At 69.5% G+C, this 22,527-nt stretch carries 23 protein-coding genes and 1 other annotated feature; of the genes, 11 read left to right on the top strand and 12 right to left on the bottom strand.

Annotated elements, in window-relative coordinates:
* Positions 1 to 124: 124 nt before the first annotated feature.
* The 3 genes from VV01_RS17830 to VV01_RS17840 all read left to right on the top strand — a co-directional run bounded on the left by VV01_RS17830 (position 125) and on the right by VV01_RS17840 (position 2,739).
* Positions 125 to 844, top strand: coding sequence for a response regulator transcription factor (locus tag VV01_RS17830; protein WP_231635267.1), 720 nt, complete (start codon positions 125 to 127; stop codon positions 842 to 844).
* A gap of 36 nt (positions 845 to 880) precedes the next feature.
* A complete protein-coding gene (locus tag VV01_RS17835; RefSeq protein WP_050671070.1) occupies positions 881 to 1,564 on the top strand; it encodes a VOC family protein in 684 nt (227 codons plus the stop codon).
* Positions 1,565 to 1,716: 152 nt separating this feature from the next.
* Positions 1,717 to 2,739 (top strand): 6-phosphofructokinase, encoded by a 1,023-nt coding sequence (locus tag VV01_RS17840; protein WP_050671071.1) that lies wholly within the window; start codon positions 1,717 to 1,719, stop codon positions 2,737 to 2,739.
* Positions 2,740 to 2,771: 32 nt separating this feature from the next.
* Here VV01_RS17840 and mgrA read toward each other — a convergent pair whose 3' ends face one another.
* The 5 genes from mgrA to VV01_RS17865 all read right to left on the bottom strand — a co-directional run bounded on the left by mgrA (position 2,772) and on the right by VV01_RS17865 (position 8,052).
* Positions 2,772 to 3,815, bottom strand: coding sequence for an L-glyceraldehyde 3-phosphate reductase (gene mgrA, locus VV01_RS17845; RefSeq protein ID WP_050671072.1), 1,044 nt, complete (start codon positions 3,813 to 3,815; stop codon positions 2,772 to 2,774).
* 22 nt (positions 3,816 to 3,837) lie between these two features.
* A complete protein-coding gene (locus VV01_RS17850) occupies positions 3,838 to 4,401 on the bottom strand; it encodes an NADPH-dependent FMN reductase (RefSeq protein WP_050671073.1) in 564 nt (187 codons plus the stop codon).
* A 158-nt stretch (positions 4,402 to 4,559) separates the two neighbouring features.
* Complete coding sequence (locus VV01_RS17855; protein WP_050671074.1) at positions 4,560 to 5,804, bottom strand: Cmx/CmrA family chloramphenicol efflux MFS transporter; 1,245 nt, start codon at positions 5,802 to 5,804, stop codon at positions 4,560 to 4,562.
* Positions 5,805 to 5,892: 88 nt separating this feature from the next.
* The gene (locus VV01_RS17860; RefSeq protein WP_050671075.1) at positions 5,893 to 6,471 is read right to left on the bottom strand and encodes a TetR/AcrR family transcriptional regulator; all 579 of its coding nucleotides are present in this window, start codon (positions 6,469 to 6,471) and stop codon (positions 5,893 to 5,895) included.
* Positions 6,472 to 6,618: 147 nt separating this feature from the next.
* Positions 6,619 to 8,052 (bottom strand): MFS transporter, encoded by a 1,434-nt coding sequence (locus VV01_RS17865; RefSeq protein WP_331456463.1) that lies wholly within the window; start codon positions 8,050 to 8,052, stop codon positions 6,619 to 6,621.
* Between the two features lie 151 nt (positions 8,053 to 8,203).
* On the opposite strand from VV01_RS17865, the gene VV01_RS17870 reads away from it, so the two are divergent.
* Positions 8,204 to 9,031, top strand: coding sequence for a helix-turn-helix transcriptional regulator (locus VV01_RS17870; protein WP_050672013.1), 828 nt, complete (start codon positions 8,204 to 8,206; stop codon positions 9,029 to 9,031).
* A gap of 8 nt (positions 9,032 to 9,039) precedes the next feature.
* On the opposite strand, the gene VV01_RS17875 is transcribed toward VV01_RS17870, so the two are convergent.
* Together VV01_RS17875 and VV01_RS17880 are read right to left on the bottom strand one after the other, a co-directional pair.
* A complete protein-coding gene (locus tag VV01_RS17875; protein WP_050671076.1) occupies positions 9,040 to 9,390 on the bottom strand; it encodes a UBP-type zinc finger domain-containing protein in 351 nt (116 codons plus the stop codon).
* A gap of 14 nt (positions 9,391 to 9,404) precedes the next feature.
* Entirely contained in the window at positions 9,405 to 10,469 is a 1,065-nt protein-coding gene (locus VV01_RS17880) for an IS110 family RNA-guided transposase (protein WP_050671077.1), read from the bottom strand.
* On the opposite strand from VV01_RS17880, the gene VV01_RS17890 reads away from it, so the two are divergent.
* Positions 10,468 to 11,711 (top strand): IS3 family transposase gene (locus VV01_RS17890; protein ID WP_157508689.1). Its coding sequence is split into 2 segments (ribosomal slippage): positions 10,468 to 10,756 and positions 10,756 to 11,711, totalling 1,245 coding nucleotides; the frame shifts between segments, so codons are not numbered across the junction. The genes VV01_RS17880 and VV01_RS17890 overlap by 2 nt on opposite strands.
* Positions 10,755 to 10,883 (top strand) — a sequence feature (AL1L pseudoknot). (Overlaps the previous gene by 129 nt.)
* Before the next feature lie 416 nt (positions 11,712 to 12,127).
* On the opposite strand, the gene VV01_RS17895 is transcribed toward VV01_RS17890, so the two are convergent.
* Positions 12,128 to 13,345, bottom strand: coding sequence for a DHA2 family efflux MFS transporter permease subunit (locus VV01_RS17895; protein WP_050671078.1), 1,218 nt, complete (start codon positions 13,343 to 13,345; stop codon positions 12,128 to 12,130).
* 337 nt (positions 13,346 to 13,682) lie between these two features.
* On the opposite strand from VV01_RS17895, the gene VV01_RS24480 reads away from it, so the two are divergent.
* Together VV01_RS24480 and VV01_RS17905 are read left to right on the top strand one after the other, a co-directional pair.
* Positions 13,683 to 14,135 (top strand): NINE protein, encoded by a 453-nt coding sequence (locus VV01_RS24480; protein WP_157508913.1) that lies wholly within the window; start codon positions 13,683 to 13,685, stop codon positions 14,133 to 14,135.
* Positions 14,110 to 14,550 carry a DUF2752 domain-containing protein gene (locus tag VV01_RS17905; protein WP_050671080.1) on the top strand — a complete coding sequence of 147 codons (441 nt, stop codon included), beginning with the start codon at positions 14,110 to 14,112 and terminating at the stop codon, positions 14,548 to 14,550. Before VV01_RS24480 ends, VV01_RS17905 begins: the two co-directional genes overlap by 26 nt.
* A gap of 39 nt (positions 14,551 to 14,589) precedes the next feature.
* On the opposite strand, the gene VV01_RS17910 is transcribed toward VV01_RS17905, so the two are convergent.
* Positions 14,590 to 15,948: a DUF6177 family protein gene (locus tag VV01_RS17910; protein ID WP_050671081.1), complete on the bottom strand. Its 1,359-nt coding sequence runs from the start codon at positions 15,946 to 15,948 to the stop codon at positions 14,590 to 14,592.
* Positions 15,949 to 16,077: 129 nt separating this feature from the next.
* Between VV01_RS17910 and VV01_RS24485 the strand changes: the two genes are divergently transcribed.
* Positions 16,078 to 17,388, top strand: coding sequence for a sensor histidine kinase (locus VV01_RS24485; RefSeq protein WP_050671082.1), 1,311 nt, complete (start codon positions 16,078 to 16,080; stop codon positions 17,386 to 17,388).
* Positions 17,385 to 18,041, top strand: a complete 657-nt coding sequence (locus VV01_RS17920) for a response regulator (RefSeq protein WP_050671083.1) — start codon at positions 17,385 to 17,387, stop codon at positions 18,039 to 18,041. The genes VV01_RS24485 and VV01_RS17920 overlap by 4 nt, the downstream gene beginning before the upstream one ends.
* 328 nt (positions 18,042 to 18,369) lie before the next feature.
* Here VV01_RS17920 and VV01_RS17925 read toward each other — a convergent pair whose 3' ends face one another.
* Genes VV01_RS17925 through VV01_RS17935 form a run of 3 tightly spaced genes read right to left on the bottom strand, consistent with a single transcriptional unit; the run spans position 18,370 to position 21,500 of the window.
* On the bottom strand, positions 18,370 to 19,254 hold the full coding sequence (locus VV01_RS17925; protein ID WP_050671084.1) for a carbohydrate ABC transporter permease: 885 nt from the start codon (positions 19,252 to 19,254) through the stop codon (positions 18,370 to 18,372).
* The gene (locus tag VV01_RS17930; protein WP_050671085.1) at positions 19,251 to 20,150 is read right to left on the bottom strand and encodes a carbohydrate ABC transporter permease; all 900 of its coding nucleotides are present in this window, start codon (positions 20,148 to 20,150) and stop codon (positions 19,251 to 19,253) included. Before VV01_RS17930 ends, VV01_RS17925 begins: the two co-directional genes overlap by 4 nt.
* Before the next feature lie 9 nt (positions 20,151 to 20,159).
* Positions 20,160 to 21,500 carry an ABC transporter substrate-binding protein gene (locus VV01_RS17935; RefSeq protein WP_231635268.1) on the bottom strand — a complete coding sequence of 447 codons (1,341 nt, stop codon included), beginning with the start codon at positions 21,498 to 21,500 and terminating at the stop codon, positions 20,160 to 20,162.
* Between the two features lie 278 nt (positions 21,501 to 21,778).
* Between VV01_RS17935 and VV01_RS23460 the strand changes: the two genes are divergently transcribed.
* Both VV01_RS23460 and VV01_RS17940 read left to right on the top strand, forming a co-directional pair.
* The gene (locus VV01_RS23460) at positions 21,779 to 21,955 is read left to right on the top strand and encodes a hypothetical protein (RefSeq protein WP_157508914.1); all 177 of its coding nucleotides are present in this window, start codon (positions 21,779 to 21,781) and stop codon (positions 21,953 to 21,955) included.
* Positions 21,956 to 21,970: 15 nt separating this feature from the next.
* A complete protein-coding gene (locus VV01_RS17940; protein ID WP_050671086.1) occupies positions 21,971 to 22,438 on the top strand; it encodes a hypothetical protein in 468 nt (155 codons plus the stop codon).
* Positions 22,439 to 22,527: the final 89 nt, after the last annotated feature.

Below are 22,527 nucleotides of genomic sequence, written 5' to 3' on the forward strand. Positions count from 1 at the left end.
GCAGCCCTGCGCTTCCGACTCGTGGCGAGACTTCGTCACCGCGCTTGAGGCCCCAGCGCCCGGGGTGCTATCTCAGTGCCCACGCGGTCCGGCCGTACCGGGCCGGCTCAGGGGAGGACTCAGGGTGACGCCACCTGAACGGCACGATGCCCGGACGCTCGGCGTGGCTCTGCGCGCGGCCGTCACCGACGTCGCGATGTCGGATGGACCGCCACCGCCCGGTCTGAGCCTGTTCGCCGTCGGGCAGGGGCCGATCACGAAGCGTCTCGTCGACATCGAGGCGCAGACCGTGCGCAGCGTCTGGAGCACCAACCCGACGCTCAGCTTCGACCCCGAGAACCCTGCCTTCGAGCTCGAGGACCGTTCGTACGCACGCAAGGTCGATCTGCAGAGGATCACGACCGAGCGAGCGCTGCGGTTCAGCCCTCTGCTGCCGTCGTTCACCCCGCAGATCCGGGTGGGCACCGCCATGCTGCGCCTCATCATCAGCGACGAACGGCTCGCCCTCCTGGAGGGACCCGACACCGCCCGTGGCGAACCCGTGGCCTGGGCGGCGACGTCGGGCACGTTCCTCGCGCGCGCTCTCGAGCTGTGGCACGTGACCTGGGCGGAGTCGCGACCCGTGCTCGCCGACAGCGAGGAGCCCCCGCTCAACGCTCGCCAGCTGTCGGTCGCACGCGCCATGTGCCTGGGTCGCACCGACGCCGCGATCGCTCGCGCGCTCGATGTCTCGCCCCGGACCGTGGCCCGTGACGTCGCGGCGGTCATGGCGCTCACGGGTGCCGACTCGCGCGCCGGTGCCGTGCTCGCGATGCTCGGACGCGGCCGCCAGAGCCGTACCTGACCGCCGCTGTCGGTGGGGCTCGGTAGGTTCGCAGGCATGGCTCTCGTGGCGTACAAGGACCTGTGCATGGATGCCTCCGACGCCCATGCGCAGACACGGTTCTGGGCTCCGCTGCTCGGGTGGGACCCGCACCCGCACGACGACGGTGACGGCTGCTTGCGTGCAGGTGAGGCCGTCGAGGTGTGGGTCAACCAGGTGCCCGAGCCGGTGACAGCCAAGAATCGCGTCCACCTCGACATCAACGCGCACTCGCTCGACCCGATCATCGCGGCCGGCGCGACCGTCGTCGACGCCGAGAGCTTCTCGTGGACCACGATGCGCGACCCCGACGGTCAGGACTTCTGCGTCTTCATCCGGCCGGCGGCACACCCGATCGGCCTGTACGAGATCGGCTGGGACGTCACCGGCGACGCCGACGCGGCGCACGAGCTCGCAGCCTGGTGGGCAGCTGCGTTCGGGGTCGAGGCGGTCCGGGACGACGAGGGTTTCTCCTACATCGAGGGCATCACGGGCGCACCGTTCGAGTCGATCGACTTCGCTCCGGTGCCCGAGCCCAAGACCACCAAGAACCGCATCCATCTCGACGTCACCACCGACGACCTCGACGCGCTCATCGCCGCGGGCGCCGTGCTGCAGCGGCCCAAGGGTGACGACGGCATCGGCTGGAACGTCATGACCGACCCAGCCGGCAACGAGTTCTGCGCGTTCACACCGGTCTGAGCCACTCGTCGTACGCCGGTCGCGCCTCCCGCGCGAATCTCGTCTGCCCGGCACTCCATGCACTGCCGGACAGACGGGACTCGACCGAGAATGTGACCCGAAGGATGAGACGTACTCACGTGTAAACACGATCGAACGTCCAGAATTGTCGGGTGCGTATCGGAATCCTCACCAGCGGCGGCGACTGCCCCGGCCTCAACGCGGTCATCCGAGGCGCGGTCGTCAAGGGCGACCGCATCCACGGTCAGACCTTCCTCGGCATCAAGGACGGCTGGCGCGGCCTCGTCGAGGACGACGTCATCCCTCTGCCCCGCCACGACGTACGCGGCCTGTCCCGGCAGGGCGGCACGATCCTCGGCACGTCGCGCACCAACCCGTTCGACGACGGCGGCATCGACCAGGTCCGCAAGGTCATGGCCCATCACGAGATGGACGCCGTGATCGCGATCGGTGGCGAGGGCACTCTCACCGCAGCGCGCCGGCTGGCCGATGAGGGCATCAACATCGTCGGTGTGCCCAAGACGATCGACAACGACCTGTCGGCGACCGACTACACGTTCGGGTTCGACACGGCGGTCGAGATCGCGACCGAGTCGATCGACCGGCTGCGTACGACGGCCGAGTCGCACCACCGCTGCATGGTCGTCGAGGTCATGGGCCGCCACGTCGGGTGGATCGCGCTGCACGCCGGCCTCGCCGGGGGCGCCCAGGCGATCCTGATCCCCGAGGTGCCCCAGTCGATGGGGCAGATCGCCGAGTGGGTCGAGAGCGCCCGCGACCGCGGCCGTGCCCCGATCGTCGTGGTCGCCGAGGGGTTCACCCTCGACGGCGAGGAGCACCCCGACGCACCGCGCGGGCTCGACGCGTTCGGGCGCCCGCGCCTCGGCGGCATCGGCGAGCGCCTCGGCCCGATGGTCGAGGACGCCACCGGCATCGAGACCCGGGTCGCCACGCTCGGTCACCTGCAGCGCGGAGGCGTGCCGTCGGCGTACGACCGCGTGCTCGCCACCCGCTTCGGCACCGGCGCGATCGACGCCGTCGTCGAGCAGAAGTGGGGCACCATGGTGTCGCTGTCCGGCACCGAGGTCGTCACCGTCGACCTGCACGACGCGACGACCGTGCTCAAGACGGTGCCGCGGTCGAGGTACGACGAGGCCGCCATCCTCTTCGGCTGACCCTGGCCGCTGGGCGAGTCGCAGACCGCTGGTCAGGCCCGGGAGGACTTCGCCCAGATGTTGATGCCGGCGTCGACGGCGTGCTTGTCGATCTTCTTCAGCTCGGCGTCGTCGAACGCCAGGTTGTCGAGCGCGCCGAGGCTGTTCTCGAGCTGCTCGACCGACGACGCCCCAATCAGCACCGACGTGACGCGCGGGTCGCGCAGGATCCACGCGAGCGCGAGCTGCGCCAACGACTGACCGCGTGCCTTGGCGATGCGGTTGAGCGCGCGGATGTGCTTGAGCGCGGCCTCGTCGAGCATCTTCGGGTCGAGCGACTTCCCTTGTGCCGCACGGGAATCGGCAGGAATGCCCTTGAGGTACTTGTCGGTGAGCATGCCCTGGGCGAGCGGTGAGAACGCGATGCAGCCGACGCCCTCCTCGCCGAGCACGTCGAGCAGGTCCTCCTCGACCCAACGGTTGAGCATGGAGTACGACGGCTGGTGGATCAGCAGCGGCGTCCCGAGGTCGCGCAGGATGCGGACGGCCTCCTGCGTGCGCGGGCCGGAGTACGACGAGATCCCGACGTACAGCGCCTTGCCCTGACGCACCGCGGTGTCGAGCGCGCCGAGCGTCTCCTCCAGCGGCGTCGAGTCGTCGAACCGGTGGCTGTAGAAGATGTCGACGTAGTCCAGGCCCATGCGGGCGAGCGACTGGTCGAGGGATGCCAGGACGTACTTGCGCGAGCCGCCGCCCTGACCGTACGGGCCGGGCCACATGTCGTAACCGGCCTTGCTCGAGATGATCAGCTCGTCGCGGTAGCGGCGGAAGTCCTGCGCGAAGATCGTGCCGAAGTTGCGCTCGGCCGAGCCGTACGGCGGACCGTAGTTGTTGGCGAGGTCGAAGTGGGTGACGCCGAGGTCGAAAGCCCTACGGAGAGTAGCTCGTTGGCGTTGGAGCGGCACGTCGTCGCCGAAGTTGTGCCACAGGCCGAGCGACACCGCGGGCAGGTCGAGACCGCTGCGCCCGCAGCGGCGGTAGGTCATCGAGTCGTAGCGCGAGCGGTCGGCCTGGTAGTCGTCGGCGTGCAGCGTCATACCTGCCACCGTACGACGCGGCTCAGCGGCGGATCCCGCGCATCGCCTTGGACCAGCGCACGAGCTGGTCGACCGTCGTCCCGAGGTTGCCGGCCTGGAAGTCGCGGGGCGTCATGCGCTCGAAGTCGGCCATGTCGTCGTAGATCGAGATCGACACCTGGGCCCGCACGGTCGCGACCTGCAGCTCGCCGAGCACCGACTTCAGCTGCTCGGCGCAGCGCAGCCCGCCGGAGCTGCCGTAGACCACGAGCCCGGCGGCCTTGTTGTTCCACTCGGCGTAGAGGAAGTCGAGTGCGTTCTTGAGCGGCGCCGGCATACCGCGGTTGTACTCGGGCGTGACGAACAGGAACCCGTCGTACCCGTCGATGGTCGCGGCCCAGTCGTGGGTGTGCGCCTTCGTGTAGTGGCCGGACGACGCGGGCTCCGGCTCGTCGAGAAACGGCAGGCCGACGTCGAGCAGGTCGATGACCTCGTACGCCGCGTCGGAGCGGGTGCGCAGGTGTCCCATCACCCAGTCGGTCACCTGCGGTCCGACGCGTGTGGGGCGGGTGCTGGCGGTGATGACGGCGATGCGGAGCTGGTTCATGGTGACCTCCTGTCGAGCCTCTCTCCCCGAAGCAGCTCCCACTCTGATGCATCGGACGCGCGTTGTGACAGTTCCCGCCCGGACGTACTGGCAGGTCCTCGTCCGCGCATCCGCTGCAGCAGCTGCGCGGACGAGGAGCTCACGTCACGCCAGGTGTCTCAGGCGGAGGCGCACACCGCGTCAGGGCAGTCCGTACGCCGAGCGGCCGGCCCGCGCTCCAGGCGCCAGCTGAACGCCGCGATCGTCAGCGCCATGAGCGCGAGGCCGATCGCGGCCCATGCCGGCGCGCGCAGCCCGAGCCCGGCGTCGATCACGAGGCCGCCGATCCAGGGGCCGATCGCGTTGCCGACGTTGAACGCGGACACGTTGACCGATGCGGCGAGCGTCGGGGCGTCACCGGCGAACGCGAACACGCGACCGTTGAGCGCGGCAGCGATCGAGAACGCGGTCGCGCCGAACAGGAAGGTCGCGACCACGACACCGACACCCGATCCCGCGAGCACGATGAGCAGCAGCAAGGCGAGAGTCATCGCGCCCAGGCTGGCGCACACGTTGACCAGCAGGTCGCGGTCGGCGTACCGGCCACCGATCGTCACGCCGACGAAGGATCCGACGCCGAACAGCAGCAGTACCAACGGAACTCGCGAGTCGGAGATACCGGCGACGTCGGTCAGCAGGGGCGCGAGGTAGGAGAAGCAGCAGAAGACGGCCGCCTGGAACGACGCCGTCGTCGCGAGCGCCAGCCAGAGCCGACGGTCGCGGAAGGCGACGAGCTCGCGGCGTACGAGGACCTTCATCGGCGTGGAGGCGTCGTCGTGCGGCTGCACCGGGACCATGACCCGCAGGACACCGATGATGACGATGGTCGCGATCGCCACGGCGACGAACGCCGCCTGCCAGCCGAGCTGTTCGCCGATCCAGGTGCCGGCCGGGACACCGAGGATGTTGGAGAGGGTCAGGCCACCGACGATCGCGGCCAGTGCGCGGGCGGTGAGGTCGGGGCCGGCGAGGCGGACCGCGATGACGGCGCCCACCGCCCAGTACGTCGCGCACGCGACCGCCGCGATGACACGGCCGGCGAACACCGCTGCGTACCCGTCGAAGGCCAGCGGCAGCAGGTGGACGGCGGCGAAGACAGCGGCCGCGCTGAGCAGGGTCGCCCGCCGAGGCAGTCGGAGCGTGGCGAGCGTCATCACCGGCGCGCCGAGCGTCATGCCGATGGCGAAGGCGGTGATCAGCAGGCCTGCGCGCGGGATCGAGACGCCGAGGCCGTCGGACAGCTGGGGCAGCAGCCCGGCCAGCATGAACTCCGACGTGCCGAGGCAGAACGTGCCGAGGGCGAGGACGTAGACGGCGAGGGGCAGGCGAGTCCGCGGCGGTGCGGTCTCGGTCGCGAGCGACACGGGCGTTCCCTTTCGTGGGCGTTCCGGATTGTGGACTGATCGGTTCAGAAAGGCGGCAGGCGCCGGCGCACGACGACGGCGCCGACGGTCAGATGAGTGAGAGCAAGGTGTGCAGGGCCTTGGTCAGCGCGGCGGGGTCGGTCGCGACGCGCGCACTGACCTGCAGGCCGTTGAGCGTGGCGTGCACGACGGTCGCGAGGTCGATGGCCGGGGTGGTCGCGGTGATCGACCCGTCGTCCTGCCCTCTCGCGATGAGGGCCGCGAGCACGTCGCGGAACTCCTCAAGGTTGGCCCGGGACAGCGCGGCGACCTCGTCGTCGCTCTCGCCGAGCTCGACCGCGGCGTTGATGATCATGCAGCCGCGCCGGTCGGGGTCGTCGCACTGGCCACCGAGCACGTCGGTGAGCATCGCGGTGAGCAGCTCACGACCGCTGCCCTCGCGCTCGAGGTAGCCGCTGCGCTCGACGCCCTTGATCTCGCCGTAGCGCCGCAGCGACCGACGGTAGAGGTCGGACTTGCAGGTGAACGTGCTGTAAAGGCTGCTGCGCGACAGCCCCGTCGAGTCGCACAGGTCCTGGGTGCTCGTCGACGCGTACGAGCCCGACCAGAACGTCTCCAACGCCTGGTCGAGCGCGTGCTGCTCGTCGAACTCCTTGTGCCGTGCCACGAGGACGACCCTGACACATTCTGAACTGATCTGTCCAGAAAGCGTCCTGCGCCGTCTCACCACGCCGCGAGAGGCATACCTCTCGCCGGGAGGCATACCCGTGGGACATGCCTCTCGGCGAGAGGTGTGCTGTCGGCGGAAGGGCGGTCAGGCGGAGGCGGGTACGCGCTCCTGCGGCTCGGCGGCTGCCGTCCGGCCCGCGCGCAGCTGGGTCGCCACCAGCAGCGCCGCGACCAGCACGACCGCCGCGTCGACACCGAGCGCGACCCGCAGCGACGTGAGCGACTCCAACGAACCGGCCATCGTCGCGACCGCGCTCATCACCGGTACGCCCATGGCGACGCCGACCTGCTGGGTCATGGTCGCGAGCCCGGTCGCGAGGCCCTGCTCGTGGTCGGGCAGACCCGACGTCGCCGCGACCATGAACCCGACGATCGCGCAGACGTGGCCGATCGCGCCGACGAACGTCGCACCGGCGACCAGCCAGATCCAACCCGTCGCCGCACCGAGCACGACGAGCACCGCGGTGAAGACGCCCTGGACGAGCAGACCGCCGGCGAGCGCGCGGCGTACGCCGACCGCGGCGATGACGCGTGGACCGCACGCGCCGCCGATGATCGCGCCGAGACCCATCGCCCCGAGGGTGAGACCGGTCTGCAGCGCGTCGAGGCTGACGACGTGCTGCAGGTACAGCGTCAGCAGGAACACCTGCGAGCTCTCCATCGCGAACGTGATGAAGCCGCCGAGGTTGCCCCAGCCGATGGTGCGCCGGCGCAGGATCGCGGTCGGCACGAGCGGGTGGGAGTGACGACCCTCGGCCCGCCAGAACGCGACGAGGAGCACGACCGCGGCGAGCAGCGCGGACCCGGCCCACGGGTCACTGAAACCCTCCTCACCGGCGCGCGTGACGCCGTACACCAGCGCGAGCAGACCGGTCGTGACGAGCACCGAGCCGGGGACGTCGAGGCGTGAGCGCTCGCGGTCGGCGGTGTCGGTGAGCAGCATCGGGGCCAGCACCAGCACGAGCGCCGCGACAGGCACGTTGACCAGGAACGCCCAGCGCCAGCTGAGCAGGTCGGTGAGGACACCGCCGAGGATCGCGCCCGAGGTGAAGCCGGCCGACATCATGACGCTGTTCAGGCCGAGCGCCCGCGAGCGCAGCGGCCCCTCCGGGAACGACGTCGTCAGCAGCGACAGGCCGGCCGGAGTCACGGCGGCGGTCGCGAGGCCCTGCGCCACACGAGCCGCGAGCAGCATGGACGGGCTGGTCGCGAGGCCGCCGACCAGCGAAGCGACACCCAGGGCGGCCATGCCGATCAGGAACATCCGGCGCCGCCCGAGATAGTCGCCGAACCGGCCGAACAGCAACGTGAACCCGGCCGCGCAGAGGGCGAACGAGGTGGCGATCCACTGCAGGTCGGCCTCGGCGAAGCCCAGCCCGGCGCCGACGGTCGGCAGGGCCACGTTGAGGATCGAGAAGTCGACGGCGAGCATGAACTGCGACGCGAGCAGCAGGCCCAGGACGAGCAGCTGCCGCCGTGTCATCGAGGCGGACGCCTCGGGTGAGACGTGGGTGGTCACGGGTTCCCCTTGTGAGTCGGTGGTGATGCGTTCGTCCACCAACCTGCTCGCCGTCGCGACCGCCAACCAGGTCCCTGCGCTGCCTACCCCTGGCCTGGGTAGCACTGCCAAGGTCAGGCTGAGCGGGAAGGATCCGCGCACAATGGTCGCCATGACGACCGAGCTGGGTGAGTTCCTGCGGATCCGACGAGCCGCGATCAACCCCGAGGACGTCGGCGTGGTGTCGTACGGCACCCGGCGCGTCCCAGGACTGCGGCGCGAAGAGCTCGCCCAGCTCGCCGGCGTGAGCCCGACCTACTACACGCGGCTGGAGCAGTCGGCCTCCCACAACGCGTCCGACGGCGTGATCGACGCGCTCGCCCGGGCGCTCGCGCTGAACCCCCAGGAGCACGAGCACCTGCGGCGGCTCGCCCACCCCGAGCCCGGTCGTACGCCGCGACGACCGAAGCGCACACAGGCCCGGCCGGAGACTGTCGCGATGATCATGTCGATGTCCAACCCGGCCGTCATCCTCGACCACTGCAACGACGTGCTCGCGTGGAATCCGTTGGGGCACAAGCTGATCGGCTATCAGACGTGCTTCGAGCACCCCAAGCAGCAGCGCAACCGTCCCAACCTGCTCAAGATGTTCTTCCTCGACCCCGACGGTCACGACCTGTACGTCGACGCGGGCCAGGTGGCCAAGGACATGGTCGCGTTCCTGCGGTTCTCCTCGGGCAACAACCCGGACGACCCCAACCTCACCGCGCTGGTCGGCGAGCTGTGTCAGAAGAGCGACGAGTTCGCCCGGCTGTGGGCCAAGCACCTCGTGCAGGACTGCGGCTACGGCGTGAAGCGGTTCCAGCACCCGCTCGTCGGGCGGCTCGATGTGGCGTACGAGGTGCTCAGCCTGTCCGACAGCACCCACCGCATCGGGATCTATCACGCCGAGCCCGGTACGCCGGCCGCCGACGGTCTGGAGCTGCTGGCCCGCAGCTGACCGATGGGTCAGTGCAGGTGCGACTGCCAGTCGTCGGGTACACGGTCGGCCGGCCCGGGGACACCCTGCTCGGCGGGGTGGCTGATCGGTTCGGCGAGCGCCGGCCCTCTCGTACGCACCCTGCTGGTGCGGTAGTCGAAGAACCACTCCTCACCGGGTTCGAAGCTGCGGATCACCGGGTGGCCGGTCTGCTCGGCGTGCGCTGACGCGTGCTGCCCGGGCGAGGTGTCGCAGCAGCCGATGTGACCGCACGCGGCGCACCGACGCAGGTGCACCCACCAGCCGTCCGGTCGGTCGAGGCACTCGACGCAGCCGGTGCCGCTCGGCGGGACGCTCGGGTCGATGTCGGTGTCGCTCATGCCTTTCTCCTATGTCAAGCCGCGGTCGGTAGGGTCGCGGTTTGACGGTTGGTCTGGTCGGTTGTGAGGTGGTTGAAGATCACGCGTACGAGGCGCCGCTTGAGACAGCCCAGCGCTTCGGTCTTGGTCTTGCCCTCTGCGATCTTCTTGTCGTAGTACGCCCGCCCCAGGGAGCCGGGCATGCGCTGCTGGGTGATTGCGATGCGGTGGATCGCGCAGTTGATCTGCCGGTTCCCGCTGCGGGTCATCCGTACCCGGCCGGCGGTGCTGCCCGACCACACCGGGATCGGCGCGAGTCCACCGTGCCGTGCGAACGCGGCTTCTGAGTGGAAACGGCTGATCCCGGCGGACTCACCCAACAGCTTGGCCGCGGACAGCTCGCCACAGCCGGGCATCGCCACCAGACTCGGCGCGTGCTGACGCGCCAGCTGCCTGATTCGCCTCTCGAACGTCTTGATCCGCGCGGTGAGGCTGATGGCGTCATCGAGCTCGTCCAAGGCCATCTCGGCGACCACACCGCTGAGGGTGCCCAGCCAGGCACGCAGCAGCTGCTGATGCTTGGCCAGGTCCAGCGACCGCGGCTTGGGCGCCCGCCGCGGGTCCAGCTCGTGCACCCGCCACAACAACGAGTTGATCGTGCGAGTCCTGGTCGCTACCAACGCATCTCGTCGGTCGACGAGCAGCTTGACCTCCCGCGACACCTCATCGTGGGACGCCACCGGCAGGTCAGGCTCACGCAGGTAGGCCCGTGCGACCGCCAACGCATCGATCGGGTCCGACTTACCCCGCGTACGCGCGATCCGACGCTGCTCGGCCATCATCTTCGGCGGCACCCGCACCACCTGCTGCCCCGCGGACAGCAGGTCCCGCTCCAACCGGGCCGACAGGTGCCGGCAGTCCTCGACCGCCCACGTCAGCTCCTCACCCAACTGGGTGCGGGCCCACCTCAACGCCTTGGCATGGCCCGCGCTCGTGGCCGCGACCGTAAGCTGTCCGATCTGCTTGCCGACCTCGTCGACCGCGACGAACTGAACCGCCCCGGGATGTCCGGAGACTTCATTACTGGAGGATGAAGTCATGGCACGTCCCTCGAAGTACCCGCGTGAGCTGCGGGAGCGTGCGGTCCGGATGGTGACGGAGTCAGTCGCCGCCGGCGAGTACACCAGCGAGTTCGAAGCGATCCGCACGATCGCGGCTCGACTGGGCATCGGGTCTCCCGAGACCCTGCGTAAGTGGGTTCGCCAGGCCCAGGTCGATGGCGGGACCCGACCGGGTCGCACGACCCAGGAGCTGGAGGAGATCCGGGCGTTGAAGAAGGAGAACGCCGAGCTGCGCCGGGCGAACGAGATCTTGAAGTCAGCGTCGGCTTTCTTCGCGGCGGAGCTCGACCGCCCACCCAGGTACTGACCGAGTTCATCGACACTCATCGTGAGGAGTTCGGGGTCGAGCCGATCTGTCGAGTGCTGTGCGAGCACGGCGTCAAGATCGCCCCGTCGACGTACTACGAGGCCCGCGATCGGGCGCCCTCAGCGCGGACGCTGCGCGATGCGCAGGTCGGCGAGCTGATCCGGTCCGCGCGTCAGCAGCGGTTCGTGACCCGGTTCGGTGCGCGCAAGATGTGGTTGCACCTGCGCAGGCAGGGCCATGACGTGGCCCGGTGCACCGTGGAGCGAGTGATGGCCGCGAACGGCTGGCAGGGCGCACTGCGGGGCAAGCAGGTGCGGACCACCATCGCTGACCCGCGCGATGCCCGAGCGGCGGATCTGGTCCAGCGAGACTTCACCGCCTCGGCCCCGAACCGGCTGTGGGTCGCTGACTTCACCTATGTCGCGACCTGGTCCGGGACCGTCTACGTCGCGTTCGTCATCGACGTCTACTCCCGGATGATCGTCGGCTGGCGCGCGGCCACCAGCATGAGCACCCAGCTGGTGCTGGACACCCTCGAGCACGCGATCTGGTCACGCCGCCAGCACGGCGTGGACGACCTGACCGGGCTGGTGCACCACACCGACGCCGGCAGCCAGTACACCTCTTTCGCCTTCACTACCAGGCTGATTGACGCCGGCGTGGACCCATCAGTGGGTTCGGTGGGCGACGCCTACGACAACGCGATGGCTGAGTCCCAGATCGGCGCGTACAAGACCGAGCTGATCCGTCCCGACGGGCCGTGGCGCGATGTCGAGCACGTCGAGCTCGACACCCTGCAGTGGGTCCACTGGTTCAACCACGACCGACCCCACGAGTCCATCGACGACCTGACACCCATCGAGGTCGAATCAGCCCACTACGCTGCACGAAACCGTCTCATCCCGTCCGGGTAGAGACACAACACGAAGTGTCCGGAAACCCCGGGGCGGTTCAGAACGTGTGCGTGCGCTTGTGCACATCGGCCCCAACAACAACCATGGTGGTTGCCTCCTTCACCTGATCAGTGACTGGACGGTTGGGCCGGTCGGCGGACACATCTCAGTGGGGGCGATGCCACGCTCCTCTCAAGTCACGCCGACCGGCTCCTTCACACCCAGTGCCGGCACAACGCATGCACATCAGCCCACAGGCGACAACAACGCTACGAGCCAGACACCAGGTGCTCAGGATCCAACCAGCCGCGAAAGCGGCGAGCCTCACCCTGACACTGACGTCCACGCTAGACCCGTGGAGGCCGTCCGACCGGGCCATGACGAACGGCCCCGCCTCCCGGGCTGGGAGACGGGGCCGTTCGGCGTACGAGCGTGGCTCAGTGCATCAGCACCGGCACCTCTTCGCCGCCCTCGCCCTCGGGCGCCGGGGGCGTCTCGAGCGGCTTGCGGGGCAGGAAGAACGCCGGGATGAACGTCAGCGCCACGAGGATCGAGGCCACGACGAACGTGCTCGCGAACGCCTCGGCGCCCTCGTGCATCGCCATCTGGGTGAGCTTCTGGACACTGCCGCCGGCGGCCTTGAGAGCCTCGATCACGACCGGGTCCTGCTGAGCCTGCTGCATCGCCTGCGGGGTGCCGACCTGCTGCGCCTCGCCGAGCTTCTGGCCTGCCTGGACCGCGTTGGAGTTGTTGAAGTGGTTGGTCAGCAGCACCGACATGATCGCGACACCGACCGACGAACCGACCTGCTGGACGATGTTGATCAGCGTGGAGCCGCGCGCGATCTCCTTGCCGCGCAGCGTCTTCAGGGCCGACGTCATGATCGGCATCATCGTGGCGCCCATGCCGAGACCCATCACGAACAGCACCGGGATGATGTAGCCCCAGTACGAGGTCGACTCGTCGATGCGCGAGAGACCGAACATGCCACCGGTGATGAGGACCAGACCGATCGGGACGAAACGGCCGATCGGCATCTTGTCGGCCAGCGCACCGGCGAGCGGCATCGTGACCATCGCGCCGATGCCCTGTGCCGCCATGAGCAGGCCGGAGTTGGTGACCGACTCGCCACGGATCTGCTGCAGGTAGGTCGGCACCAGCAGCAGACCACCGAAGAACGCCGCCACGAACAGGAACATCGTGATGATCGAGACCGTGAGGTTCTTGTTCTTGAACAGCCGCAGGTCGAGCAGCGGGTGCTCGGGGCGGAAGGTGTGGAACACGAACGCCACGATCAGCACCGCACCGACGATCATCGGGATGAGCACCTTCGCCGCGGCGATCGTGCCCTCCTCGGGGATCGAGGAGACGCCGTACAGGAACAGTGCCAGACCCGGCGACATCAGCAGCATGCCGAGGAAGTCGAACGACTCCGACGGGTGCGTCTCGTCACCCGGCAGCGCCCAGGCGGCGTACGCGATGGCGGCGATGCCGAGCGGCAGGTTGATCAGGAAGATCCAGTGCCAGCTGGCGTGGTCGATCAGGACGCCGCCGATGATCGGGCCGAGGATCGGGCCGAGCAGCATCGGCACGCCGAGGATCGCCATCAGACGACCCATCCGCTCCGGGCCGGCCGCGTGGGTCAGGATCGTCATACCGACCGCCGCATACGGATGAGAGGGAGACGGACGTTTGTCTCGTGATCGGCCCGTCAGAGCCGACGGCGAGAGCGTGTGGCCTGCCCCCGCGCGTATCAGAGTAAACCTACCGACCGACAGGTAGCCACTCCGTTTTTGCGCATTCTGCCGCCGGACATCCCCCGTTTCCGGACCGGCGGCCCGCCGCCCGGACTCGGTGCGGTCACGATCCGATGGAACGTGAGCGGACTCGCGGGACGTCGTAGGTCGGTCTGCGTTACGGTCCCGGTGCCTCACCCGGCCGGTGCAGGCCCGCACGACCCACCGACCGAGCACGTCCGAAAGGGAATGCCACATGTCCAGCAGCGCCCCGCCCCCGCCGCCGCCCGCCGGTCCCCCGATGGGTCCCGGCCCGCAGGGCCCCGGTCCGCAGGGTGGCCTCTCGCCCGAGGGTCCGTACTTCGTGAACCTCATGGGCCAGGAACAGGGTCCGTACCACATCAACGACCTGCGCAACATGGCTGCGACCCAGCAGATCAAGAGCGACACCGCCGTTCGTCACGGCGACGGCGCGTACTTCCCGGCCAAGCAGATCCAGGGTGTCTTCTCCGACAAGGACTACGTCACCACGCTGATCATCTCGTGGCTGGTCGGCGTCTTCGGCATCGACCGCTTCTACCTCGGCTACACCGGGCTCGGCATCGCCAAGCTGCTCACGTTCGGTGGCTGCGGCGTCTGGGCGCTCGTCGACCTGATCATGATCGCCATGCGCAAGGTCCCGGATGCACAGGGTCGCCCGCTCGCCTGAGCAGGCTCACCCACAGCTCGCACCACGCCCGCTGACGGCGTGGTGGGCGGGAGGACTCATCGCGGCCGTCACGGCCGCGGCGGTCCTCCCGCCTGCTGCTGCCGGCAGCGGTCCGGTGCTGTGCCCGTTCCGCCGGCTCACCGGGCTGCCGTGCCCCGGCTGTGGCCTGACCCGCTCGTGGGTCGACACCGCGCACGGCCACCTGGGGTCGGCGTTCGAGCTCAACCCGTTCGGCCCGATCACCTTCGCCCTGGCGGTGGCGGCCGTGCTGATGGTGCTGCTCCGCCGCCCGTGGCCGACCGTGAGCGGCCGCCTCGCCGTGGTGGTCGGCGTGCTCGCCGGTGTGGCTCTCGCCGCCTGGGGCATCACGCGCATGGTGCTGGTCGCCCGCGGAGAGTGGTCGGGCCCCTACTGATCCGGGGCCGTTCCCTGCAGTGCCCCGCCCGTACGCCGGTCAGGCGCCCGCGTCGCGCAGGTGGATGTCGTGCATGGCGAGCCCCTCGATCAGGCGGATCAGCCGCGCTGCGGCCTCATCGCCCTCCGGAGTGCCGGGCTCGGCGTCGTACTCGACCACGACCGCAGGCAGCGGCGTCTCGACCAGCCGCGCCGACCGCCCCGCGAGTCGCAGCGCTCCCGCGTCGCTGAGGTCGGGAAAGCGCCGCCGCGCGAACACCGCCACCGCCGGCACCGTGGGTCCGGTCATCCGGCTCGGGACCAGCCGCCCGCCGGTCGAGCGGCGGTAGCCGAGCACCGCGATCTCGGCGCCCGCGTCGATCACGCCCACCGCGAACTCCGCGAGCGCCTCCGACGGCAGCCGCCCGTGACGAGGGTCAGCGGTGACCTCCATCTGCTCGACGACGCCCGGCGGCTGGGGGATCACGTCGAGCATCCCGTCGAAGCCCGAGCCGGTGATCACGAATCGGCTCGGCCCGGGCGACACCTGCTGGGCGACGTCGGTGATCAGCTCCGGGTCGTACGCCGACTCGGGCGGCTCGATGATGCCCGCCCAGCTCGGCGGGGTGAGGCCGGCCGAGCGGCACACGTCGGCGGTGAGCTCACCGATGCGCATCGGGGCGTCGTACGGGTGGACGACCTCGGCGTGCACCAGCGGCGCCCAGGTGTCGGAGGCGAGCGGCGCGAACGCCGGGTCGAGGTCGTCGGACGCCGAGAACTCACGGCCGTCCCAGCTCAGCCGCAGACCCAGGTGGCCGTCGTACAACGTGTCGCCGGTGTCGACGACCCAGCGGCTGCCCGTGACGCGCAGCATCGCGCTCGCGGCCGGCGTGAGCGAGGAGGTGGCGGGCGTGACGACGGTGAGCCCGAGCCCGTGCCGGGCGACCCACTGCTGCTGGTGGACCAGCCACGGCGTGAGCGCGATGCGCTGCTGACTCTGGATGACGAGGGCTTGGGTGTCGGTGAGCGCATCGGCGGGGCAGTCGTCGGGCAGCGCCTGATAGGGCGCGGACAGGTCGGGCTCGTCCGGGACGATCGCGAGCGACCGGCGCTCGGCGACGCCACCGAGCGCGGACGCGAGCGCACCGGCCACGTCGCGGACCAGGCTCTCGGGGGCGCCGTACTCGGCGACGACGTCGTGCCCGGTCGCGCACAGGTCGAGGTCGACGCCCTGACCGTCCGCGCTGCGGTGCGGTCGGCCGATCCACACGCGGGGCCGGTCGTTGCCGTCGGTGACGACGACCCACTGCTCGCTGACCTCCGTACGCACCCCGAGACGCCCGACCGCGGGCGTGACGACCCGCAGCACCTCCTCCAGCGACGCAGGTCGCGCGGTCCTGACCGCCCAGTCCTCAGACATGCCGGGCATCGTGCCACGGCTCTCCCCCGGGCGAGGGAGGACGCCCCTCGGCACGGTGATGCGGCGTACGCCCTGATCCGGCAGGTTCGCCGGGGTGAGTGGGCCTGCGAGGTTTGGAAGGATGCCGGTATGACGTCCGAGCCGGTGAGCGATGCCGCCGCACCGTCTCGTGCGGGCGAGACGCGCAGCGTCCCACGGCTGCTGCTGCCGTTGGTGTTCCTGCTGATCGGCTCAGCGCTGGCCCTGTCGTTCGCGTCGATCGACCTCTCGTTGTGGTCGGTGATGACCTCGGCGGACCAGCCCAACGCCCTCCTGTGGCCCGTCATGGCCGCCGTCAGCTGCCTGCCACCCACGCTCATCGCGCTGACCCCCGCCGTCCGCCAGGTCGAGGCGACGGCCGTCTCGACCTTGCTCGGCATCGACTTCGGCGACCAGCTGCCCGGCCCTGCACGCACCTGGGACCAGCGGTGGCGCACCGTCACGTGGTTCTGGATGCACCTCATCGCCGGCGCGGGCGCAGGGGCGCTCGTCGTGCTCGGCACGGTGTTCGCGGTGTCGGTGTCGGTGCAGCCGTTCGTGTTCGACAAGGGCGACCACGTCGCCGACGTGTCGTGGGCAGTCGTCTACGGCGACGCCCGCGACCTGATGTACCCCCTCGGCGCACTCGTCCTCGTCCTCGTGGCTGTCGGAGCACTGCTGCTGATCATCGCCGTGCTGCGTTCGCTGGCGCGGCCGATGCTCGGTCAGACCGTCGATGAGCGCATTGCCGAGCTCGACACGCGCACGACCCACCTCGTCGAGCGCACCCGCCTGGCCCGCGAGCTGCACGACAGCGTCGGCCATGCCCTCTCGGTCGTCGTGCTGCAGGCAGCCGCGGCCCGGCGCCGGCTGGCGACCGATCCGGCGTCCGCCGAGTCGTCGTTGTCGTCGGTCGAGGAGGTCGCCAACAGCGCGCTCGCCGAGCTCGACGAGGTGCTGGGTCTGCTTCGTGACGAGGAGCGCCCGACCGCCAAACGACCGCTGCACGACCTCGCCAGCCTGTCGAGCCTGATCGGCGCCGTCCGCGGCACCGGGCTCGATGTCGAGACCGACCTCCGCGAGTCCGACCTCACCGGTCTCGCCCCGGTCGTGTCGCGCGAGGCCTACCGCATCGTCCAGGAAGGCCTCACCAACGCGATGCGCCACGCCCCGGGCTGCACCGCCACCGTGCGCATCCACCGTCGCCGCGGACGGCTGCACATCGAGGTCGCCAATCCCGTTGCGGGCCAAGGCAGCTCGTCATGGCGGCGTCGCCAGGGTGCCGGCGGCAGCGGCCTCGAGGGCATGCGCGAACGCTGCCGCATCCTCGGCGGCACCGCCGATGCGGGCGCCCACCACGGCATGTGGGTCCTGCACGCCCAGCTCCCCCTACCTGCTTCATCAACCAAGGAGACCCGGTGACCGACAACCCCTCCGTACGAGTGCTGCTCGTCGACGACGAAAAGCTCGTCCGCGCCGGGCTGCGTGCGCTCGTCGACGGCGAGCAGGGCATCACCGTCGTCGGCGAAGCGGGTGACGGCGCCGAGGCGATCTCCAAGACCAAGGCGCTCTCGCCCGACGTCGTGTGCATGGACGTCCGCATGCCCAACGTCGACGGCATCCAGGCCACCCGCGTCCTCACCGAACGCCACCCCGACAGCAAGGTGCTCGTCCTCACGACGTTCGAGAACGACGACTACGTCCACGAGGCGCTGCAGGCCGGGGCGCAGGGGTTCCTGCTCAAGCGGGCCGCACCCGACGCGGTCGTCAGCGCGATTCTGACTGTGCACCAAGGCGATTCGCTGCTCTACCCCGATGCCGTACGCCGCCTCGTCGCCTCCGCGGCGCCGGACACTCCGACCAAGCCGGGCCTGCCGATGCTGAGCGAGCGCGAGGGCGACGTGCTGCGGCTGATCGCTCGCGGGCTGTCCAACGCCGAGATCGCCGGCGAGCTGTTCGTCACGGTCGAGACGGTCAAGACGCACGTCACCTCGATCCTCGGCAAGCTCGGCGTCCGCGACCGCGTCCAGGCCGTGATCCGCGCGTACGAGACCGGTTTCGTCCCCCTCGACTGACCCCTGCCCCGCCGTTTGGCACAGCTCCCAGTGGGAGGTACTGCGACGGGCAGTGTGCACTGGTTCGTGTGGTGGACCACGCGGACTCTTGGCTCACCTCACGAACCAGTGCAGAGCAACCATCGGCCCCTCCCCGGCGAGGAGCCACACCGCTGGTTGAGCCGGGCGAGCGCCCTGGCGCGAGCCCGTGTCGAAACCACGTGACTGCGAGGGAGACTCCCCCACCGCACCTCGGTTTCGACACGGTCTCGCCTAGCGGCTCGACCGGCTCAACCAGCGGAGGTGCGGCTCGGCCAGCGGAACGTGCGGCTCGGCCACCGGGGGCGGCCTACTTGGACATGCCTGCGGTGAGGCCGGCGACGATCTGCTTGGTCGCCAGCAGGAACAGCACGATCAGCGGCACGGTCGTGATGACCAGGCCGGCGAAGATCGCCGAGTAGTTCGCCTCGTTCTCACCGAAGAACGTCGTGAGCCCGACCGGCAGGGTGTACTTGGAGTCGTCGCGCAGCAGCACCAGCGGGAAGAGGAAGTCGTTCCAGATCGGGACGAACCTGAAGATCGCGACCGTCGCGACCGCCGGCTTGACCATCGGCACCATGATCCGCACGAACGTCTGCCACGGCGAGGCACCGTCGAGCGCGGCCGCCTCCTCGAGCTCTTCCGGCAGCTGGCGGAAGAACGTCGTCAGCACGAACACCGAGAACGGCACGCCCGACGCGGCGTACATCAGCGCGAGACCGAGCCGTGAGTCGATCAGGCCGACACCGTCGAACAGGTAGAAGATCGGCAGGATCGCCAGGTGGATCGGCAGCATCAGCCCGGACATGAACAACGACTCGACCGCGCCGAGCAGTCGTGAGCGCGAACGCGCCAGGCCGTACGCCGCCATCGTCGCCACTGCCGTCGACAGCAGCACCGCACCGCACGTGACGAGCAGGGAGTTGACGAAGTAGGTCGCGAACGACCCGTCGGTCCAGGCCGTCTTGTACGAGTCGAGCGTGGGCGGCCAGGGCGCGCCGAGCGGGTCCTTGACCAGGTCACCGTTGGGTCGCAGCGAGCTGGAGACCATCAGCACGAGCGGCAGCAGCGCACCGATCGCGTAGACCCACAACGCGATCGAACCGACTACTCCCCCAACGGGTTTGGCCTTGCCACGGCGGACAGGAGCGGAGCGTTGGACGTCGGCCGGACGCTCGGTGTCGAGAGCGGTCATCCGGTGATCCTCCGCTCCTGCCGGCGCAGCACCCAGGTCGCGAGCATCGCGCCTCCGAAGATCAGCACGAACAGCAGGGTCGCGAGCGCCGAGGACGTGCCTACGGCGTCAGGAGCCCCCGAGTCGAACGCCGTTCGGTAGAACAGCAGCGAGACGAAATCCGTTGCGCCAGCGGGGTTTCCGGTGGAGCCGCCGATGGCGTACGGCAGGGCGAACGCCTCCATCGCAAAGATGAACGTCAGCACCGAGACGGTCCCGATGGCCGGCACCAGCAACGGCAGCACGATCTTGAAGAACGACTGCCGGTGCGAGGCGCCGTCGACACGGGCGGCCTCGGTGAGGTCGTCCGGGACGCCGCCGAGTGCGGCGCCGTACAGCAGCACGGGGAAGCCGATCCACTGCCAGACGCTCACGAGGACGACGACCCACAGGGCGGTGCTCGGCTGCCCCAGCCACGGCACCGCCCATGACTCGAGACCGACCTTGGTGAGCAGGGTGTTGACCGGCCCGAACGTCGGCGACAGCAGCAGGGTCCACAGGTAGCCGATGACGATCGGGCTCAGCAGATAGGGCATCGCGTAGAGCGTCTGCAGGATGCGGCGGGTGCGGTCGCGCCGGTAGAGGAAGTACGCGATCGAGAGCCCGATGGTGTTCTGCACCAGCATCGTCCCGATGAAGAACAGGGCGTTGTGGCCGATCGCGCGCGGCAGGTCGGTGGTGAACGGCGCCTTGGTGAAAAGGGTCCGGAAGTTGTCGAGCCCCGCGAAGTCCGAGCGCGTCGTGCCCTTCCAGTCGAAGAACGCGTACGAGAACGCCGTCACCATCGGGTAGAGCACGAACACCCCGAACAGCAGCAGCGCCGGGGTGACGAACAGCAGAGAGGTACGCCGGCGCACGTCAGCTCGTCACGAACCGCTCGGCTTGAACCACGTCTTCACGCCCTTGTCGAGGTCCTGACTGACGGCGGCAGCGTCCTTCTGACCGAGCAGGAGCTGCTGGAGGCCCTTGCCGAGCAGGTCGGTGCCGCTCGGGGCGCCGTAGCGGAAGTCGGTGAGCAGCAGGTACGGCGAGCCGTGCTGGCTGTAGCTGTCGCTCATCTGCTTCAGCAGCGGGTCGGAGTAGGTCACGCCCGGCACGGCCGAGATCTGCTTGATCTCGTCGGCGACCATCTGCCCGAACTCGGGCGTGCTCATCCACTTCACCAGCTCGGTGGCCTGCGCCTGGTGCGTGCTCTTCTTCGAGACGCCGAAGTTGCCGTCGGCCCAGCCGGGCGTGGTCGGGCCGCCGGTCGACCCGGGCGGCGGCGGCACCTCGAACGCGCCGATCTGCAGGCTCGGGTCGGGCTTCTGCAGCACGGACAGGTCGTACGAGCCGCCCGGGATCATCGCGGCCTGGCCCGAGCTGAACAGCGTCTGCGCGTCGGTGGCGGCGACGCCGGTGACGTTCTTGGGCATGTACTTCTTGAGGTCGCCGACGATCTTGACCGAGTCGACCCATGCAGGGTCGGTGAACGACGTCTTGCCGCTGGTCACCGCACCCGCGAACGCCTTGCCCCCGAACCGCGGCGCGGCGAGCACCTCGTGCACGATCGGCAGCGTCCAGTCGTCCTTGGCGCCGACGGCGATGGGCGTGACCTTCGCCTTCGAGAGCGTCTCGTTGGCCTTCATGAAGTCGGCCCAGGTCTTCGGCGGCTGCAGGTTGTTCTTCTCGAACAGCTGCTTGTTGTAGAACATCTGGACGGTCTGCCGGGCGAACGGCACGGCGTACAGCTTGCCGTCGCTCTTGCCCCGCGCGCTGGCGACGACGTTCTTGTCCCAGCTGCTGACGTCGACCTTGCCGTCCAGCGGCACCAGCGAGCCCGACGCGACCGTGGTCTGCAGCTGGCCGTACGAGCGGACCTGCGGGACGTCGGGCCCGTTGGCGCCGGCCAACCCCGTGGCGAGGATCTTGTTGTACTCGGTGGCCTTGAAGGCCTTGAAGTCGATCTTCACGCCGGGGTGCTTCTTCTCGTACGCAGCGAAGATCTTCTCGTACGCCGCCTTGTCCTCGACGCGCCACGACCAGACGGTGAGCGTGGCGTTGCCGCCACCACCGGACGTGCCGGCGCCGGACGCGCCACCCGTCGAGTCGTCGCCGGAGTCGCTCGGAGCGCAGCCGGCCAGCACCAGTGCCCCGGCGGCGACCGCCCCCAGCACCTTCGCTCCGCGGCGGGTCGAGCGGGCCTGAGTCACTGTGTCCTGGATCACAGAGTGAAGGTAGTTTCTTTACGCCGACAGCGTCAACGAGGTGAATCAATAACGTCATGTGGTCGGCCGCCCGCCGAGTAGCGTGCCCGCACGCCCCCGGTCTCGATACGGACCTCCGCGAGCGCTCCGGCCCAACTCGACCAGCGGGGAGTCGCTGGTCGAGTAGGCGAGCGCCCCAGCGCGAGCCGTATCGAGACCTCCGCAGCCGCGACCCGGTCGTCCTGCGACCGGACTCCTCCGAACGGTTCGGCTCACGCCCGGTCGCGGATCAGCTGCAGGTGCGCGCTGCGACTTTCGGACACCTCAACGCCCGACGTAGGTCGATCTCCACCGTGCGCGGACGCGCGCGACCGGCGTACGCCGAGAGCCTGCTGGTCATGAGCACTCAGCAGCGGTTCTCCCGCCCGTGGCGTCGCACGGTCCTGGTGGCGCACCTGTTGTCCGTCGCCGCCTGAATCGGCGTCGACGTCATGGCCGCCGTCCTCGTCGGCGCCAGCCTGACCAGCGGCGACCCGGCGACTGTCGGCGTGTGCTTCCAGGTGCTGCCGTACGCCGTGTGGCCCATGCTGGTTGCCGCGCTCTCGACGCTGACCACCGGGCTGCTGCTCGGCTGGGGCACGGCGTACGGGATCCTTCAGCGCTGGTGGGTCGTCACCAAGCTCGCCCTCACTGTGCTGATGAGCGTGCTGATCGTGGTCGCCCTGCAGCCCGGCATGGACGAGATCGCTTCTCGCGGAAGGGATCTCGTCGCCGGTCGCTCGTTCGACACGGCCGCGGGAGACATGATCTTCCCGCCGGTCGTCTCACTGACGATGCTGACGGTCGCGGTCATCCTGTCGGTCTTCAAGCCCTGGGGCCGCGTGCGGTCAGGTGGCCGCCCACGCATTCGGCGTACGCCGCTCGAGCCGCCTGCCGACGACGTGCGCAGCGCCCCGTGACACCGCCCGAGGCTTTGTGCAACGTATGGTTGCACAAAGGGCGCGACCGGCGTACGTTGATGTGCAATGAACAGTTGCGCATCGGAGGT

The organism is Luteipulveratus halotolerans, assembly GCF_001247745.1.
Lineage (GTDB): Bacteria > Actinomycetota > Actinomycetes > Actinomycetales > Dermatophilaceae > Luteipulveratus > Luteipulveratus halotolerans.